Consider the following 17,378-nt stretch of genomic DNA (forward strand, 5'->3'; position numbering starts at 1 on the left):
TCTCAGACTGTCCCCTGACACAAGCATTCGCAGCACCCGAGGGCGACCGCGGATGCCCTTGGAGAAACACACGATGAGTCACTTTCTGGATCGGCTGAAGTTCATGTCGCGCGTGAAATCCACGTTCTCCGACGGCCACGGCGCCGTCGTCGACGAGGACCGGCGCTGGGAAAACGGCTACCGCAGCCGCTGGCAGCACGACAAGATCGTCCGCTCGACGCACGGCGTGAACTGCACCGGCTCCTGTTCGTGGAAGGTCTACGTGAAGAACGGCCTCATCACGTGGGAAACCCAGCAGACCGACTACCCGCGCACGCGCGCCGACCTGCCGAACCACGAGCCGCGCGGCTGCCCGCGCGGCGCGTCGTATAGCTGGTACGTCTACTCCGCGCAGCGCGTCAAGTATCCGATGATCCGCGGCCGCCTGATGGAGATGTGGCGCGAGGCGCGCAAGACGATGGACCCGATCGCCGCGTGGGAATCGATCAGCCAGAACCCGGAGAAGGCGCGCCGCTACAAGAGCGTGCGCGGCCTGGGCGGCTTCGTGCGCGCGGACTGGAACACCGCGACCGAGATCATCGCCGCCGCGAACGCGTACACGATCAAGCGCTACGGGCCGGACCGCGTCGTCGGCTTCTCGCCGATTCCGGCGATGTCGATGGTGTCGTACGCGGCGGGCGCGCGCTATCTGAGCCTCATCGGCGGCGCATGCCTGTCGTTCTACGACTGGTACTGCGACCTGCCGCCCGCGAGCCCGCAGGTGTGGGGCGAGCAGACCGACGTGCCCGAATCGGCCGACTGGTACAACGCGAGCTACCTGCTCGTCTGGGGCTCGAACGTGCCGCAGACGCGCACGCCGGACGCGCACTTCTACACCGAGGTGCGCTACAAGGGCACGAAGACGGTCGCGATCTCGTCCGACTACGGCGAGATGGTCAAGTTCGGCGACATCTGGCTCGCGCCGAAGCAAGGCACCGACGCCGCGCTCGCGATGGCGATGGGCCACGTCGTGCTGAAGGAATTCCACGCGTCGAGCAAGTCCGCGTATTTCCGCGACTACGTGAAGCAGTACACCGACATGCCGATGCTCGTGCTGCTGCGCGAGCGCGACGGCGTGCGCGTGCCCGATCACTTCCTGCGCGCGTCGCATCTCGCCGCTTCGCTGAACGAAGCGAACCATCCGGAATGGAAGACGCTCGCGATCGACGCCGCGACGGGCGACATCGTCGCGCCGAACGGCTCGATCGGCTTTCGCTGGGGCGAGGCCGCGCACCACGGCGGCGAGAAGGTCGGCCGCTGGAATCTCGAAATGAAGGACGGCGGCAGCGGCCGCGCGATCGATCCCAGGCTCTCGCTCGTCGATGCGCACGACGAAATCGTCGACGTCGGCTTTCCGTATTTCGGCGGCGAGCGCGAATCGCTGCTCGCGCGCCGCGTGCCCGCGAAGCGCGTCGTGCTCGCCGACGGCACGAGCGCGCTCGTCGCGACCGTCTACGACTTGCAGATGGCGAACTACGGCGTCGATCAAGGCCTCGGCGGCCCGAACGTCGCGGCCGGCTACGACGACGACGTGCCCTACACGCCCGCATGGCAGGAAAAGCACACGGGCGTCGCGCGTCATCTCGTGATCCAGGTCGCGCGCGAGTTCGCCGACAACGCGGACCGCACGCGCGGCAAGAGCATGGTGATCGTCGGCGCGGCGCTCAACCACTGGTATCACAACGACATGATCTACCGCGGCATCATCAACCTGCTGATGATGTGCGGCTGCATCGGCCAGAGCGGCGGCGGCTGGGCGCACTACGTCGGCCAGGAGAAGCTGCGTCCGCAATTCGGCTGGGCGCCCCTCGCGTTCGCGCTCGACTGGTCGCGCCCGCCGCGCCAGATGAACGGCACGTCGTTCTTCTACAACCACACGAGCCAGTGGCGTCACGAGAAGCTCGCGGTGGGCGAAATCCTCGGGCCGACCGCCGATCCTTCGAAGTACGAAGGCATGACGCTGCTCGACCTGAACGCGAAGTCCGAGCGGATGGGCTGGCTGCCGTCCGCGCCGCAGCTCGGCCGTAATCCGCTCGACGTCGTCGACGAAGCGGAGCGCGCGGGCAAGGAGCCGATCGCCTATGCGGTCGAGATGCTCAAGAGCGGCAAGCTCGCGTTCGCATGCGACGATCCGGACAACCCCGCGAACTTCCCGCGCAACATGTTCGTGTGGCGCTCGAACATTCTCGGCAGCTCGGGCAAGGGCCACGAGTATTTCCTCAAGTACCTGCTCGGCACGCAGAACGCGCTCTTCAGCGACGAGGCGGACGCGCTCAAGCCATCCGAGGTGCAGGTGCGCGACGCGGCCGAAGGCAAGCTCGACCTGCTCACCGTGCTCGACTTCCGGATGAGCACGACGTGCCTGTACGGCGACATCGTGCTGCCGACCGCGACCTGGTACGAGAAGGACGATCTCAACACGTCGGACATGCATCCGTTCATCCACCCGCTGTCCGAAGCCGTGCAGCCGCTGTGGGAGAGCAAGACCGACTGGGAGATCTACAAGGCGATCGCGAAAAAGTTCAGCGAGATCGCGGGCCCCTACCTCGGCACGCGGCGCGACCTCGTCTGCACGCCGTTGCTGCACGACACGCCGGGCGAGCTCGGCCAGCCGTTCGAGCCGAAGGACTGGCGCCGCGGCGAATGCGATCTGATTCCCGGCAAGACCGCGCCGTCGATGACCGTCGTCGAGCGCAACTACGGCGACATCCACAAGAAGTTCACGTCGATCGGCCCGCTGCTCGACAAGCTCGGCAACGGCGGCAAGGGAATCAACTGGAACGCCGAGCACGAGGTGAAGGAGATCGGCGCGCTCTCCGACACGGTCGCCGAGCCCGGCGTGAGCCGCGGCCGGCCGCGCCTGGACACCGCAATCGACGCGGCCGAGATGATCCTCACGTTCGCGCCGGAGACGAACGGCCACGTCGCCGTGAAGGCATGGGACGCGCTCTCGAAGATCACGGGCCGCGATCACACGCATCTCGCGCTCGGCCGCGAGCACGACAAGATCCGCTTCCGCGATGTGCAGGCGCAGCCGCGCAAGATCATCTCCGCGCCGACGTGGTCGGGGCTCGAATCGGAGGAAGTGAGCTACAACGCCGGCTACACGAACGTCCACGAGCTGATTCCCTGGCGCACGCTGACGGGCCGCCAGCAGTTCTATCAGGACCACCGCTGGATGCTCGACTTCGGCGAAGGTTCGTGCGCGTATCGCCCGGCGATCGACACGAAGACCGTCGCGCCGCTGCACAAGCGGATGCCGAACGGCCAGCCGGAGCTCGTGCTGAACTGGATCACGCCGCACCAGAAATGGGGCATCCATTCGACCTACTCGGACAACCTGCGGATGCTCACGCTCTCGCGCGGCGGCCCGCACGTGTGGCTCTCGGAGGCCGAGGCGCAGCAGGCGGGCATCCGCGACAACGACTGGGTCGAGGTGTTCAACGTGAACGGCACGCTGACCGCGCGCGCGGTCGTGTCGCAGCGCGTGCCGGCCGGCATGTGCCTGATGTACCACGCGCAGGAAAAGATCGTGAACGTGCCGGGCGCGGAAACGAGCGGCAAGCGCGGCGGGATTCACAACTCGGTCACGCGCACCGTGACGAAGCCGACGCACATGATCGGCGGCTACGCGCAGCAGGCGTATGGCTTCAACTACTACGGCACCGTCGGCAGCAATCGCGACGAATACGTGATCGTGCGCAAGATGAACCGGGTGGACTGGCTCGAAGAGCCGCTTAACGAAGGAGCAGAACAATGAAGATCCGCGCACAAGTGGCGATGGTGCTCAATCTCGACAAGTGCATCGGTTGCCACACCTGCTCCGTCACCTGCAAGAACGTGTGGACCTCGCGCGACGGCGTCGAGTACGCGTGGTTCAACAACGTCGAGACGAAGCCGGGCGTCGGCTACCCGCGCGAGTGGGAAAACCAGGACAAGTGGCAAGGCGGCTGGAAGCGCAACGACTCGGGCAAGCTCGAGCCCCGCCAGGGCGGCAAGCTGAAGATCCTCGCGAACCTCTTCGCGAACCCGAACCTGCCCGCGATCGACGACTACTACGAGCCGTTCACGTACGACTACGCGCATCTGCAGAACGCGCCGCTGTCGCAGACGCCGCCGACCGCGCGCCCAGTCTCCGCGATCACCGGCCAGAAGATGGACAAGATCGAATGGGGGCCGAACTGGGAAGACGACCTCGGCGGCGAGTTCAAGTCGCGCGGCCGCGACAAGCTGTTCGAGGCGGTGCAAAAGGAGATGTACTCGACGTTCGAGAACACTTTCATGATGTACCTGCCGCGCCTTTGCGAGCACTGCCTGAACCCGGCGTGCGTCGCATCGTGTCCGTCCGGCTCGGTCTACAAGCGCGAGGACGACGGCATCGTGCTCGTCGACCAGGACAAGTGCCGCGGCTGGCGCATGTGCATCTCCGGCTGCCCGTACAAGAAGATCTACTTCAACTGGCAGACCGGCAAGGCCGAGAAGTGCGTGTTCTGCTTCCCGCGCATCGAGGCCGGCCAGCCGACCGTGTGCTCGGAAACCTGCGTCGGGCGCATCCGCTATCTCGGCGTGATGCTGTATGACGCGGACTGCATCGAGCAGGCCGCGTCCGTGGCCGATCCGCAGAAGCTCTATGAAGAGCAGCTTTCGGTGTTCGTCGATCCGCACGATCCGGCGATCGAGCGCCAGGCGCTGGCCGACGGCGTCCCGCAAAGCTGGCTCGACGCGGCGAAACGCTCGCCCGTCTACCGGATGGCGTGCGAATGGAAGGTGGCGTTCCCGCTGCATCCGGAATACCGGACGCTGCCGATGGTCTGGTACGTGCCGCCCCTCTCGCCGATCCAGGGCGCCGCGCAGTCGGGCCACATGGGGATGAACGGCGTGATTCCGGACGTGCGCAGCCTGCGGATTCCGCTGCGCTATCTCGCGAACCTGCTGACGGCGGGCGACGAAGCGCCGGTCGCCGCCGCGCTCGACCGGATGCTCGCGATGCGCGCGTACAAGCGCGCGCAGACCGTGCACGGCGAGCACGACGCGCAGGTGCTCGAGCAGGTCGGGCTCACCGCCGCGCAGGTCGAGGACATGTATCAGTTGATGGCGATCGCGAACTACGAGGACCGCTTCGTGATTCCGTCGTCGCACAAGGAAATGGCCGAGGACAGCTTCGACGAGAAAGGCAGTTGCGGCTTCTCGTTCGGCAACGGCTGCTCGGGCGGCACGTCGGACGGCACGCTGTTCGGCCGCAAGAAGGAAACGGCCGTGTCGTACGCCGCGTTGCCGACCGTCACGCGCAAGAAAGCGAGCGCCGCATGAGCGTATCGCACGAGGAAAACGTCATGTCGATCTATCCGATTCTGTCCGCCCTGCTGACCTACCCGGAGCAGCCGCTGCTCGATGCGCTGCCCGATGTCGAGCGCGCGCTCGACGCGTTTCCCGACGCGCGCGCGATGCTCGCGCCGCTTCTCGCATCGCTGCGCGCGACGCCGTTGATCGAGCTGCAGGAGCGCTACGTCGCGACGTTCGACCGCACGCCGTCGCATTCGCTGCATCTGTTCGAGCACGTGCACGGCGAGAGCCGCGACCGCGGCCAGGCGATGGTCGATCTGCTCGACGAATACCGGCGCCACGGCTTCGAGCCTGTCGGCAGCGAGCTGCCCGACTACGTGCCGCTCTTCGTCGAGTTCCTCGGCGCGATCGCGAGCGACGGCGACGAGGCGCACGCGGCGCATCTGCTCGGCGACGCGATCGACGTGCTCGCCGCGCTCGGCGAGCGCCTCGCGCGCGCGCAGAGTCCGTACGCGGCCGCGTTCGCGGCGCTGCGCGCGCGCTCGCCCGTCGAGCCGCGGCCCGTGGCCGAGCCGCCGCCGCGCACGATGGACGAGGCGCTCGAGCGCTTCGGCCCCGGCCCCGACGGCGTCGAGCCGCTGCTGTCGCCGGCGGCCGACGCGTCGCTCGCGCAGCCGATCCGCTTTCATCCGCCGCGCCGCGCGGCGACGCCCGCACCCCGCGCGTGACGCGGGGGCGTCGCGAACCCGTTTCGAGGTCACGTCATGGATTATCTGAATACGTTTGTCTACGGCATCTATCCGTACATCGCCGCCGCCATCTTCCTGTTCGGCAGCCTCGCGCGCTTCGAGCGCGAGCAGTACACGTGGAAGTCCGACAGCTCGCAGCTCCTGCATCGCGGCGCGCTGCGCACGGGCAACATCCTCTTTCACGTCGGCGTGCTCGGGCTCTTCTTCGGGCATCTCGTCGGGCTGCTCACGCCCGTGGCCGTCTGGGACGCGCTCGGCGTCACCCACCACTTCAAGCAGCTCGTCGCGATGACGGCGGGCGGCGTGATGGGCTCGCTCGCGCTCGCGGGCCTCGCGATCCTGCTGCACCGGCGGCTCACGAACGCGCGGATCGCGGCCGTCACGCGGCGCGGCGACAAGGTGCTGCTCGCGTGGCTCCTCGTCACGCTGGTGCTCGGGCTGTCGACGATCTTCGAGTCGGCGAGCCACACCGACGGCCATCTGATGGTGCAACTGATGACGTGGGCGCAGCACATCGTCACGTTCCGCGGCGACGCGGCGAGCCATGTCGCCGATGCGCCGTGGCTCTTCAAGGCGCACCTGTTCATGGGGCTCTCGCTCTTCGCGATCTTCCCGTTCACGCGGCTCGTGCACGTGTGGAGCGGCTTCGCGTCGATCACGTACGTCGGCCGCGCGTGGCAGCTCGTGCGCGCGCGCCGATAGAGGCGGTTCGGGCAGGGTCGGAGCCAAACACATGACGGCGGCATGACGGCGGCATCGGCGCACCGGGCGGGTGCGCCGCGATGCCCCACGTGCGCGAATGTCGCAGCAGGGACGCAACATTCGGCAGGACAATTGTCATGTTCAAAAGAATCATGACGTGCCATGGATTCCGCTCTCCCCGACTCCCCCGCCCCGTGGCGGCACCGCCTGTCGACGCGGATCGTCGCGCTGTCGGCGATCGCGTGGGCGCTCGTCCTCGCGATGGTGGGCGGCACGCTGTGGCTGTCGTGGCAGCTCGAGGGCGCGGGCGCGGCGATCAACGACGCCGGCAGCCTGCGGATGCGCGCGACGCGCACCTACGTCGAACTCTCGGGCGCGGGCATCGAGCCGCGCCGCCAGCTCGCGGCCGAGGTCGGCGCGATCGACGGCACGCTCGCGCGGCTGCGCCGCGGCGATCCGTCGCGCCCCCTCTTTCTGCCGAATGCCGCCGTCGTCCAGCATCAGCTCGACATCGTCGCCGATCGCTGGAACGCCGCGCTGCGGCCGCTCGCCGACGCCGCGCTGACGGGCGCGCCGCGCCCTGACGCGGCCGCCGCCTATCTCGTCGCGCTGCCGGGCTTCGTCGACGAAGCCGATCTGCTCGTGCGCGAGATCGAATCGGACAACGCGCGCAAGACGACATGGCTGCGCCTGTCGCAGATCGCGCTCGGCCTGCTCGCGTGCTCGGGCACGGTCGCCGTCATCTACCTGCTGTTTCTGTGGATCATCCTGCCCGTGATGCAGTTGCGCGATGGCTTGAAGCGCATGGCCGCGCGTGAATTCGCGGTGCGGCTGCCCGTGCAGACGCGCGACGAGTTCGGCGATCTCGCGCACGGCTTCAACCGGATGGCGAGCGAACTGCAGGAGGTCTACGCGGGGCTCGAGGAACGCGTGCAGCAAAAAACCGCGCAGCTCGCCGCGCAGAACCGCGAGCTGAGCGCGCTCTACGAAATCACCGCGTTCCTGAACCGCCCTCAGGCCGTCGACGAGATGTGCTCGGGCTTTCTGTCGCGCACGATCGCGCAGTTCGACGCGGATGCGGGCAGCATCCGCGTCACCGATCCGACCGGCGAAAAGCTGCATCTCGTGATCGCGGAAGGCCTGTCGACCGAGCTCACCGAGCTTGAGCGCTGCATGCCCGTCGACGATTGCTTCTGCGGCACCGTGACGCGCGCGGAAACGGCCGTGCTGCACGATCTGCGCGGCAGCGCCGCGCGCTCGCCGACGCCGTGCTCGCGCGAGGGCTTCGCGGCCGTCGCGGTATTCAAGGTGATGACGCAGGACGCCGTGCTCGGCTCGTTCTCGCTGCACTATCGCGACGCGTCGCGGCTGCCCGACGCCGAGCGGCGCGTGCTGGAGACGCTCGGCCGCCATCTCGGAATCGCGCTCGACCACGTGCGGCTGTCCGCGAGCGCGCGGCAGCTCGCCGTCGCCGAAGAGCGCAATCTCGTCGCGCAGGGGCTGCACGACAGCATCGCGCAAAGCCTCAATTTCGTGAACCTGCAGACGCAGATGCTCGGCGACGCGATCGCACACGACAACCTCGCCGACGCGCGCGACATCGTGCCGATGCTCAGGCACGGCGTCGAGCAGAGCTACGCGGACGTGCGCGAGCTGCTGCTCAACTTCCGCACGCGCTTGACGCAAGGGGAGCTGAAGGCGGCGATCGAGGAAACGATCGCGCGCTTCGAGAAGCAGACGCGCATCGCGTGCGCGCTGAATTATCGCGAGACGGGCGGCGCGCCGCTGCCGCCCGACGAGCAGTTGCAGGTGCTGTTCATCCTGCAGGAAGCGTTGTCGAACGTGCGCAAGCACGCGCACGCGGGGCACGTCGCGGTCGACGTCGAGAACGGCGCCGCGTTCCGGCTGTCCGTCTCCGACGACGGTTGCGGCTACGATCCGGCCGCGCTCGCCGCGCGCGCGGACACGCACGTCGGGCTCGCGATCATGCGCGAGCGCGCCGCCCGCCTGCGCGCGACGCTCACGCTGACGGGCGCGCCGCAACGCGGCGCGCGCGTCGAGCTGGTGTTGCCGGCCGACGCGCGACAGGCGGCATAGGAACAAGAACGAGGACAACAATCATGACCATACGCGTACTGTTGATCGACGACCACACGCTCTTTCGCAGCGGCGTCAAGCTGCTGTTGCAGCGCCAGCCGGACTTCGACGTCGTCGACGAGGCGCCCGACGGCGTCGAGGGCGTGAAGCGCGCGAAGCAGCATCAGCCCGACGTGATCCTGCTCGACCTGAACATGCCGGGGCTGTCGGGGCTCGAAACGCTGCAACTGCTGGTGCAGGACGTGCCGTCCGCGCACGTCGTGATCCTCACGGTGTCGGAAGATGCGCAAGAGCTGACGACCGCGCTGCGCGACGGCGCGTGCGGCTTCCTCGTGAAGAACATCGACGCGGAGACGCTCGTCGCGGGCATCCGCAAGGCGGCCGCGGGCGAGCCGGTGATCGCCGAGAGCATGACCGCGAAGTGGATCGCGAGCCTGCGCGCGCCGGCGCCCGCCGTGCGTCCCGCGCCGGCCCTGGCGGCGGCGCCTGCCGCGCATGCGTCGGTCGATCCCGACCAGTTGACGCCGCGCGAGCACGACATCGTGCGCGCGCTCGCGCGCGGCACGAGCAACAAGGAGATCGCGCGCGAGTTCGACGTCGCCGAGAGCACGGTGAAGATCCACGTGCAGAACATCCTGAAGAAGCTGAACCTGACGAGCCGCGTGCAGATCGCCGTGTATGCGGTCGAGCGAGGGCTCACCGCGCCGCATCCGGCCGAGGCGTGAACGGGAACGCCTGCCGCGCGCGCTCGGCGACGCGCGTGCGGATGCCGGCGCGGGCCGCGTGAATCGCGGTGACATCGTTCTTCGCCTCATCGCCGCGTCACCGATCGAGCGATCGAATGCGCCGTCGATCTCGCCCTCGCCGGCAACGCGGGCCGACGTCAGCCTGAACGCCGCCGGCCCGTGCACCGCGCCACGACCTCCCCTGAACGCAAACGCGTGAGCGAGCCTTTCAACAGCCTTCTCGAGATCGGCGACGCACGCCGAGCAACGATCGAACGCGCCGATTACATCCCGCAAGCGGCTGAAAGGGTTCGGGCTGTCGTATTCCAGCATGCCGACGTCAATCGAACTCGCGAAGCCCGCATCGAGCACACGGTGAACACGCGGCCCATCGACGATCGGCGTGCAAGAGTGTTGCCACGACAAAATTTTGCGGTATTCTGCGTGACGCTAGGATTGCCGGACAACGCAGCGGGGCGGCGCATACGACGAAACAATCGCCGGGCCTGACTCGTCGACGTGCGCAACCCGACAATGCGGCACGCGTTGTCCCGGGCCGCCGCACGCGGTGCGGCGTGACTTTTACCCCATCCAGGAAGGTAGGCAGTCTCATGACAGCATCTGAACAGCTTCAGCACCTCCTATCGGCCCGACAGACACTGGGCGGCGATTTCTTCGGCGGCTGGACGCCTGCCGATCTCGATCTGTTCGCGCGTCATCACAAGCCGGCCGAAGGCTCCGCAGGCTACGTGACCGACTATTTCGGCGTGAAGACGCGCACGGACTTCGTGCCGTGGGCCAACGCCCTCAACGGACACACGCTCACGGCGCCGCCGATTCCGAACGACGGCGTTCGCGCGGAGGCGATCGAATACGTCGCGCTGCTCGACAGCATCGAGCACAGCGCCAGCCCGCATTTCGCGATGGTCGAGCTGGGGGCAAGCTACGCGCCTTGGGCCGCGCTCGCGGGCGTGATCGCGAAGCGCCTCGGCAAGAACGTGTCGGTGCGCGCCGTCGAGGCGAGCCGCTACTTCCACGCGCTCATCTCCGAGAACTACGCGGCGAACGATCTCACCGGCCAGTCGAACGGCGCGGGCCCGACGGTCGAAAGCGTCGCGATCCACGGCGCGGTCGGCATCAAGAAAGGCACGATGTTCTTCCCCGTCGTGAACAGCGCGTTCGAGAACGGCGGACAGGCGGCCGACAGCGCGCCCGACGTCGACTATGTCGGCCGCGCGGTCCCGCACGAGGAAGTGCCGATCCGCACGCTCGACGAAATCTTCGACGGCCTCGACGCCGTCGATTTCCTGCACTGCGACATCCAGGGCTCGGAAGAGGAAGTGCTCGTCCACGGCGCGGCGCTGCTCAGCCAGAAGGTCAAGCGCATGTTCGTCGGCACGCACAGCCGGAAGATCGAAGGCGCGCTGATCGAATGCCTGCACAAGCACGGCTGGCGTCTCATGCGCGAACGCCCCGTCACGTTCGCGCATCAGCCGCAACTGTCGTCGGTGGTCGGCATGACGACGGTCGACGGCGGCCAATACTGGGTCAATTCGCGCTTCTGATTGCGCGCGCCGTCGGGCTTTGGTGGCGCGTTGGCCCGCCCCGACAGCGCCTGGATCGTGCGCCCGCGTCGGCCGACCCGTCGGCGTGGCGCGGCGCCGGTCGCTCGCCGGCTCGGCATTGCCCCCGGCTTTCCCGTCGACTGTGGCGGCTCGCGGTAAGATGTCGGCCTCACGCATCCCGTTGATCCGCCATGAAGATTGCCACCTGGAACGTCAACTCCCTGAACGTGCGCAAGCAGCACGTGCTCGACTGGCTCGCGCAAAGCGACGTCGACGTGCTGTGCCTTCAGGAGCTCAAGATCCCCGACGAGAAATTCCCGCGCGAAGCGCTCGAAGCAGCCGGCTACCGAAGCTGGTTCGCGGGCCAGAAGACCTACAACGGCGTTGCGATCCTCGCGCGCGCGCGCCTGCCGTTCGACGAGGCGGACGTCGTGCGCAACATTCCCGGCTTCGAAGACTCGCAGCAGCGCCTGATCGCCGCGACGATCGACGGCGTGCGGATCGTGTCCGCATACTTCCCGAACGGCCAGGCGCTCGACTCGGAGAAGTTCGTCTACAAGATGCAATGGCTCGACGCGCTGCAGGCGTGGCTGAAGCGCGAGCTGCAGCGCTACCCGAAGCTCGCGCTCCTCGGCGACTACAACATCGCGCCCGAAGATCGCGACGTGCACGATCCCGCGAAATGGGAAGGCCAGAATCTCGTGTCGCCGCAGGAGCGCGCGCACTTCGCGCAACTCGTCGCGCTCGGCTTCGTCGACGCATTCCGCCGCTTCGACCAACCCGAGAAAACCTTCACGTGGTGGGACTACCGGATGCTCGCGTTCCGCCGCAACGCGGGGCTGCGGATCGATCACATCCTGCTGTCGCCCGCGCTCGCGGAGACCTGCACGAGCTGCACGGTCGATCGCGTGCCGCGCACGTGGGAGCAGCCGTCCGACCACACGCCCGTCGTCGCGCAGATCGGCTGAGCCGGCGCCGCATGCACGGCGCACATCGCGCCGCGCCGATCACGATTCGAGGTGCAGCTCCTGAATCTTGCGTGTGATCGTGTTGCGGCCGATGCCGAGCCGCTCGGCCGCCTCGACCTTGCGGCCGCGCGTGAAATCGAGCGCCTCGCGGATCACCGCGGCCTCGAAGCGGCGCGCGAGCGCATCCATCACGTCCGCCGAGTTCTCGCGCAACAAGCGCGCGACTTCGGTGCGCAAGCCGTGCTCCCACAGCGGATGCCCCGCCGTCGCGCCTATCGCCGCCGGCACGCCCGCCATCGCGGGCGCGGCCGCGACCACGCTCGCCACGTGCGATTCCGCCACGCCGACGCCCATGCCGGCCATCGGCGCGTCCGCCTCCACGGTGGCCTCGACGGGCGTCACGCTGCCGGACGCGGTCTGCGTCGCGACGAGATCGGGCGGCAGATCCTTGATCTCGACCGTCTGCGCGGGCGCCATCACCGTCAGCCAGTTCGCGAGATTCTCGAGCTGCCGGACGTTGCCCGGAAACGGCAGCGACGTCAGATACGCGAGCGCCTCGTCCGACACGCGCTTCGGCTCGACGCCGAGGTCGCGCGCGCTCTTCTGCAGGAAGTGGCGCGTGAGCAGCGCAATGTCCTCGCTGCGCTCGCGCAGCGGCGGCAGCCGCAGCCGGATCACGTTGAGCCGGTGATACAGATCCTCGCGGAACAGCCCCTGCCGCACGCGCGCCTCGAGATTCTGGTGCGTCGCCGCGATCACGCGCACGTTCGAGCGCAGCGGACTGTGGCCGCCGACGCGATAGAACTGCCCGTCCGACAGCACGCGCAACAGGCGCGTCTGCAAGTCGAACGGCATGTCGCCGATTTCGTCGAGGAACAGCGTGCCGTTCTCGGCCTGCTCGAAGCGGCCCTGGCGCGTCGTCTGCGCGCCCGTGAACGCGCCGCGCTCGTGGCCGAACAGCTCGGATTCGAGCAGGTCCTTCGGGATCGCCGCCGTGTTGAGCGCGATGAACGGACCGTTCGCGCGCGGGCTGTGCCGATGCAGCGCACGCGCGACGAGCTCCTTGCCGGTGCCCGATTCGCCCGTGATCAGCACGGTCGCGGCCGAATGCGACAGCCGGCCGATCGCGCGGAACATGTCCTGCATCGCGGGCGCCTGGCCGAGCATCTCGGGCGCTTCGGCGAGCTTGTCGTCGTCGGGCACGCCGCCGCGCAGGCTCTCTTCGACCGCGCGCCGGATCAGCTCGACCGCCTTGTCGACGTCAAACGGCTTCGCGAGATATTCGAACGCGCCGCCCTGAAACGCCGCAACCGCGCTGTCCAGGTCCGAGAACGCCGTCATGATGATGACGGGCAGCCCCGGCAGCCTGTCGTGCATCGCCTGCAGCAGCTCGAGCCCCGAGCCGCCCGGCATCCGGATGTCGGATACGAGCACCTGCGGCGTTTCCTGGTCGAGCGCGGCGAGCGCTTCGCGCACGTTCGCGAAGCTCCTCGTCGCGAAGCTCTCGCGCGCGAGCGCTTTCTCGAGCACCCAGCGGATCGATTGGTCGTCGTCTACTATCCAGATCGGCTTCATAGTCGGTCAGAGGTATGGAGAATCGCTGCGCCGCCGCTCAATGGTCGAGCGGCAGCAAAATCTGAAATTCGGTTCGGCCCGGCCGGCTGTCCACTTCGATCATCCCGTCATGCTGCTGGATGAACGTCTGCGCGAGCGTGAGCCCGAGTCCGCTGCCGTCGTCGCGGCCGGATACGAGCGGATAGAAGATCCGGTCGCGAATGTCGTCGGGAATGCCGGGGCCGTTGTCGATCACGTGCAAATCCAGTGCCAGCTTGTACAGGCGCTTCGCGATCGTCACCTTGCGCGCGACGCGCGTGCGCAGCTCGATCCTCGCGTCGCCCTGCGCGATGCGCTCGCGCAGCGCCTGCGCCGCGTTGCGCACGATGTTCAGGAGCGCCTGGATCAGTTGCTCCTTGTCGCCGCGCAGATCGGGCACGCTCACGTCGTAGTCGCGCTCGATCGTGAGGCCGCGCGGAAATTCCGCGAGCATCACCGCGCGCACCCGCTCGCACACTTCATGGATGTTCACGTCGCCGACGATGTGCGGATGGCGATGCGGCTCGAGCAGCCGATCGACGAGCGTCTGCAGCCGGTCCGATTCCTTGATGATCACCTGCGTGTACTCGCGCAGCTCGTCGCGCTCGCGCTCACCCAACTCGAATTCGAGCAATTGCGCGGCGCCGCGGATCCCGCCGAGCGGGTTCTTGATCTCGTGCGCGAGATTGCGGATCAGTTGCTTGTTGACGGCCGTGAGATCGTGGATCCGCTCCTCGCGGTCGGTGCGCGACTGCCGTTCGTTCTCGAACAGCTCGACGAGCACGAAATCGGGCGCGCCCTCGAGGAAGCCGACGATCGCGTGCACGTGCAGCGGCTCGCGGCCCGGGCGGTCGAGCACGGTGTCGAGATGCGTCGCATGAAAGCGTTCTTCGCCGATCGCGGTGATCGTCGTCGCGAGCTCGCCCGCGTTCGGGAAGATCTCGCCCCACGGCATCTGCGACAACTGCCGGCGCGAGATGTCGAGCATCGCCTCCGCCGACGGATTGGCGAACGCGATCCTGAGCGTGCGCCGATCGAGCACGAGCACGACCGTCGGCAACGCTTCGAGCCCGGTCAGAAGCCCCGAGCGCACGAGCCGGTCGTCGTCCGACAAGCGCTCCGGGTGGCCGGCCCTGGCCTTGATCAGATTCTTCAGAACCATCTTGCGTGGATGCCGTGTCAAAACCGCCGTCGCTGGCGGAACAAAAAGGGGACGGCGTCCCGCCGTCCCCTTTTCAAGGTCCGATGCCTTCGCGCGCAACTGCCGCGCGAAGGCCGGTCGGCGCCGCGGCGCTTCGTCCGCCGACGAGACGAAGCGCCATCGTCGCTTACAGCGAGTAGTACATCTCGAACTCGATCGGATGCGTCGTCATGCGGTACTTCGCGAGCTCCTGTTCCTTCAGGCCCAGGTACGCGTCGATCATCGCGTCCGTGAACACGCCGCCGCGGGTCAGGAACTCGCGGTCCTGGTCGAGCGCTTCGAGCGCCTGGTCGAGGCCGGCGCACACGGTCGGGATCTTGGCGTCCTCTTCCGGCGGCAGGTCGTACAGGTTCTTGTCCGCGGCCTCGCCCGGATGGATCTTGTTCTGGATGCCGTCGAGGCCCGCCATCATCAGCGCCGTGAAGCACAGGTACGGGTTCGCCATCGGGTCCGGGAAGCGCGTTTCGATGCGGCGGCCCTTCGGGTTCGACACGTGCGGAATGCGGATCGACGCCGAGCGGTTGCGCGCCGAGTACGCGAGCTTCACGGGCGCCTCGAAGTGCGGCACGAGGCGCTTGTACGAGTTCGTCGTCGGGTTCGTGATCGCGTTCAGCGCGCGCGCGTGCTTGATGATGCCGCCGATGTAGAAGAGCGCCGTTTCCGACAGGCCCGCGTAGCCGTTGCCCGCGAACAGGTTCTGGCCGTCCTTCCAGATCGACTGGTGCACGTGCATGCCCGAGCCGTTGTCGCCGACGACGGGCTTCGGCATGAACGTCGCCGTCTTGCCATACGAGTGCGCGACGTTATGGATGATGTACTTCGCCCATTGCGTCCAGTCCGCGCGCTCGACGAGCGTCGAGAACTTCGTGCCGATTTCGTTCTGGCCCTGGCCCGCCACTTCGTGGTGGTGCACTTCGACCGGAATGCCGATCTGCTCGAGCAGCAGGCACATTTCCGAGCGCATGTCCTGGAACGAATCGACCGGCGCGACCGGGAAGTAGCCGCCCTTCACGCCCGGACGGTGGCCCGTGTTGCCGCCTTCGAATTCCTTCGCCGACGACCACGGCGCTTCTTCCGAGCTGATCTTCACGAAGCAGCCGGACATGTCGGTGTTCCACTGCACCGAATCGAAGATGAAGAATTCCGGCTCCGGGCCGAAGTACGCGGTGTCGCCGATGCCCGTGCTCTTCAGGTACGCCTCGGCGCGCTTCGCGAGCGAGCGCGGATCGCGCTCGTAGCCCTTGCCGTCGGCAGGCTCGACGACGTCGCAGGTCAGCACGAGGGTCGACTCTTCGTAGAACGGGTCGATGAAGGCGGCGTTCGGATCCGGCATGAGCAGCATGTCCGACGCCTCGATGCCCTTCCAGCCCGCGATCGACGAGCCGTCGAACGCGTGGCCGCTTTCGAACTTGTCCTCGCCGAAGGCCGACACCGGCACCGACACGTGTTGCTCCTTGCCGCGCGTGTCCGTGAAGCGGAAATCGACAAACTTGACGTCCTCGTCCTTCACGAGCTGCATGACGTCGGCGACGGTTTTACTCATAACCTCTTCTCCTGATTGAACAAATCCGGCGGACTGGGACCGCCTCGTTAAGCGAGCTGCTGAGCGCAGCGTTCTTTGCCGCGTACAACCGATTCGAACGGGATGGATATAGCAGCTTCCATGCCATGCATGCGCCAGATCGGCGCGAAGCGCGCGAGGCCGCGCCCCGTCAGGGCCGGGGCGCGCACTTTCGGGGCTTCGGCGCGCCCGGACGCTGCCGGGCGCGCACCTTGTTTGTGCAGTTGAGCATTCCATACCCCCTAAAATCACCGTTCTGGTGCCATTCGTTCATTTTGCACCTTTTTGGTGATATCGGCACATCGCGCGCGTCATGGATATCGGCGGCCGTCGCTGCCCGGCCGGCGCGCTAGAATGGTTTTTTGATCCGCAGGAGACCTCCCGCCATGAGTACGCTTGAACAGCTTTACGCGCAAGCCGACACGCGCCGCGCGCAAGGCAACCTGAACTACGCGGGCGCGCTCTCGCCCGCCGAGGCCTTCGAACTGCTGCAACTCGATCCGAGCGCGCGCCTCATCGACGTGCGCACCCGCGCGGAGCTCGACTGGGTCGGCCGTCCGCTCGTCGGCGACGGCCAGTACGCGCACGTCGAATGGGCCCGCTACCCGGGCGGCGTGCCGAACGCGGAATTCATCGACCAATTGCGCACCCTCGCGCAACCCGATCAGCCGATCCTGTTCCTGTGCCGCAGCGCCGCGCGCTCGAAGCTCGCCGCGGTCGCCGCCGCGCAGGCCGGCTTCACGAAGGCGTTCGATCTGCTCGAAGGATTCGAAGGCGCTAAGGACGCGCAAGGGCACCGGAAGACCGTCGAAGGCTGGTGCCACCGCGGCTTGCCCTGGATCGGCGCATAACGCGCGACGCCGCCCGCCATCGTCCGGCCGGCCGATGACATGGC

The 17,378-nt window shown here is 67.5% G+C and carries 13 protein-coding genes; 10 read left to right on the forward strand and 3 right to left on the reverse strand.

Going from position 1 to position 17,378, the window contains the following annotated elements:
* Positions 1–73: 73 nt before the first annotated feature.
* The 9 genes from WS92_RS22775 (at position 74) to xth (ending at position 12,128) form a co-directional block, all read left to right on the forward strand.
* Positions 74–3,799, forward strand: coding sequence for a nitrate reductase subunit alpha (locus tag WS92_RS22775; protein WP_059929317.1), 3,726 nt, complete (start codon positions 74–76; stop codon positions 3,797–3,799).
* Positions 3,796–5,349, forward strand: a complete 1,554-nt coding sequence (gene narH, locus WS92_RS22780) for a nitrate reductase subunit beta (RefSeq protein WP_059929282.1) — start codon at positions 3,796–3,798, stop codon at positions 5,347–5,349. The genes WS92_RS22775 and narH overlap by 4 nt, the downstream gene beginning before the upstream one ends.
* Positions 5,346–6,050, forward strand: coding sequence for a nitrate reductase molybdenum cofactor assembly chaperone (narJ, locus tag WS92_RS22785; RefSeq protein ID WP_059929284.1), 705 nt, complete (start codon positions 5,346–5,348; stop codon positions 6,048–6,050). Before narH ends, narJ begins: the two co-directional genes overlap by 4 nt.
* Before the next feature lie 36 nt (positions 6,051–6,086).
* On the forward strand, positions 6,087–6,773 hold the full coding sequence (gene narI / locus WS92_RS22790; RefSeq protein WP_059929287.1) for a respiratory nitrate reductase subunit gamma: 687 nt from the start codon (positions 6,087–6,089) through the stop codon (positions 6,771–6,773).
* 162 nt (positions 6,774–6,935) lie between these two features.
* Positions 6,936–8,870 carry a type IV pili methyl-accepting chemotaxis transducer N-terminal domain-containing protein gene (locus WS92_RS22795; RefSeq protein WP_059929291.1) on the forward strand — a complete coding sequence of 645 codons (1,935 nt, stop codon included), beginning with the start codon at positions 6,936–6,938 and terminating at the stop codon, positions 8,868–8,870.
* A 23-nt stretch (positions 8,871–8,893) separates the two neighbouring features.
* Positions 8,894–9,595: a response regulator gene (locus WS92_RS22800; protein WP_059929294.1), complete on the forward strand. Its 702-nt coding sequence runs from the start codon at positions 8,894–8,896 to the stop codon at positions 9,593–9,595.
* Between the two features lie 216 nt (positions 9,596–9,811).
* Positions 9,812–10,105, forward strand: a complete 294-nt coding sequence (locus tag WS92_RS35115) for a hypothetical protein (protein WP_141668081.1) — start codon at positions 9,812–9,814, stop codon at positions 10,103–10,105.
* Positions 10,106–10,206: 101 nt separating this feature from the next.
* Positions 10,207–11,160 (forward strand): FkbM family methyltransferase, encoded by a 954-nt coding sequence (locus WS92_RS22810; protein WP_059929298.1) that lies wholly within the window; start codon positions 10,207–10,209, stop codon positions 11,158–11,160.
* A 191-nt stretch (positions 11,161–11,351) separates the two neighbouring features.
* Positions 11,352–12,128, forward strand: a complete 777-nt coding sequence (gene xth / locus WS92_RS22815) for an exodeoxyribonuclease III (protein ID WP_006025927.1) — start codon at positions 11,352–11,354, stop codon at positions 12,126–12,128.
* 39 nt (positions 12,129–12,167) lie between these two features.
* On the opposite strand, the gene ntrC is transcribed toward xth, so the two are convergent.
* From ntrC to glnA, 3 genes are all read right to left on the reverse strand, one after another.
* On the reverse strand, positions 12,168–13,703 hold the full coding sequence (ntrC, locus tag WS92_RS22820; protein ID WP_059929300.1) for a nitrogen regulation protein NR(I): 1,536 nt from the start codon (positions 13,701–13,703) through the stop codon (positions 12,168–12,170).
* A gap of 37 nt (positions 13,704–13,740) precedes the next feature.
* Positions 13,741–14,883, reverse strand: coding sequence for a nitrogen regulation protein NR(II) (gene glnL, locus WS92_RS22825; RefSeq protein WP_009912993.1), 1,143 nt, complete (start codon positions 14,881–14,883; stop codon positions 13,741–13,743).
* Positions 14,884–15,049: 166 nt separating this feature from the next.
* Positions 15,050–16,465, reverse strand: a complete 1,416-nt coding sequence (glnA, locus tag WS92_RS22830) for a type I glutamate--ammonia ligase (RefSeq protein WP_015601285.1) — start codon at positions 16,463–16,465, stop codon at positions 15,050–15,052.
* Between the two features lie 404 nt (positions 16,466–16,869).
* Here glnA and WS92_RS22835 point away from each other — a divergent pair, with 404 nt between their 5' ends.
* Positions 16,870–17,334: a rhodanese-like domain-containing protein gene (locus WS92_RS22835; RefSeq protein WP_015600717.1), complete on the forward strand. Its 465-nt coding sequence runs from the start codon at positions 16,870–16,872 to the stop codon at positions 17,332–17,334.
* Positions 17,335–17,378: the final 44 nt, after the last annotated feature.

The organism is Burkholderia sp. MSMB1588, assembly GCF_001546925.1.
GTDB classification, from domain to species: Bacteria; Pseudomonadota; Gammaproteobacteria; order Burkholderiales; family Burkholderiaceae; genus Burkholderia; species Burkholderia humptydooensis.

What these genes read in the sequence shown, in the direction of transcription:
- narI (WP_059929287.1), top strand. Translation starts at nt 6,087, where the DNA reads ATGGATTATCTGAATACGTTTGTCTACGGCATCTATCCGTACATCGCC.
- ntrC (WP_059929300.1), bottom strand. Translation starts at nt 13,703, where the DNA reads ATGAAGCCGATCTGGATAGTAGACGACGACCAATCGATCCGCTGGGTG.
- WS92_RS22810 (WP_059929298.1), top strand. Translation starts at nt 10,207, where the DNA reads ATGACAGCATCTGAACAGCTTCAGCACCTCCTATCGGCCCGACAGACA.
- narJ (WP_059929284.1), top strand. Translation starts at nt 5,346, where the DNA reads ATGAGCGTATCGCACGAGGAAAACGTCATGTCGATCTATCCGATTCTG.
- narH (WP_059929282.1), top strand. Translation starts at nt 3,796, where the DNA reads ATGAAGATCCGCGCACAAGTGGCGATGGTGCTCAATCTCGACAAGTGC.
- WS92_RS22795 (WP_059929291.1), top strand. Translation starts at nt 6,936, where the DNA reads ATGGATTCCGCTCTCCCCGACTCCCCCGCCCCGTGGCGGCACCGCCTG.
- glnL (WP_009912993.1), bottom strand. Translation starts at nt 14,883, where the DNA reads ATGGTTCTGAAGAATCTGATCAAGGCCAGGGCCGGCCACCCGGAGCGC.
- WS92_RS22800 (WP_059929294.1), top strand. Translation starts at nt 8,894, where the DNA reads ATGACCATACGCGTACTGTTGATCGACGACCACACGCTCTTTCGCAGC.
- glnA (WP_015601285.1), bottom strand. Translation starts at nt 16,465, where the DNA reads ATGAGTAAAACCGTCGCCGACGTCATGCAGCTCGTGAAGGACGAGGAC.
- xth (WP_006025927.1), top strand. Translation starts at nt 11,352, where the DNA reads ATGAAGATTGCCACCTGGAACGTCAACTCCCTGAACGTGCGCAAGCAG.
- WS92_RS22775 (WP_059929317.1), top strand. Translation starts at nt 74, where the DNA reads ATGAGTCACTTTCTGGATCGGCTGAAGTTCATGTCGCGCGTGAAATCC.
- WS92_RS22835 (WP_015600717.1), top strand. Translation starts at nt 16,870, where the DNA reads ATGAGTACGCTTGAACAGCTTTACGCGCAAGCCGACACGCGCCGCGCG.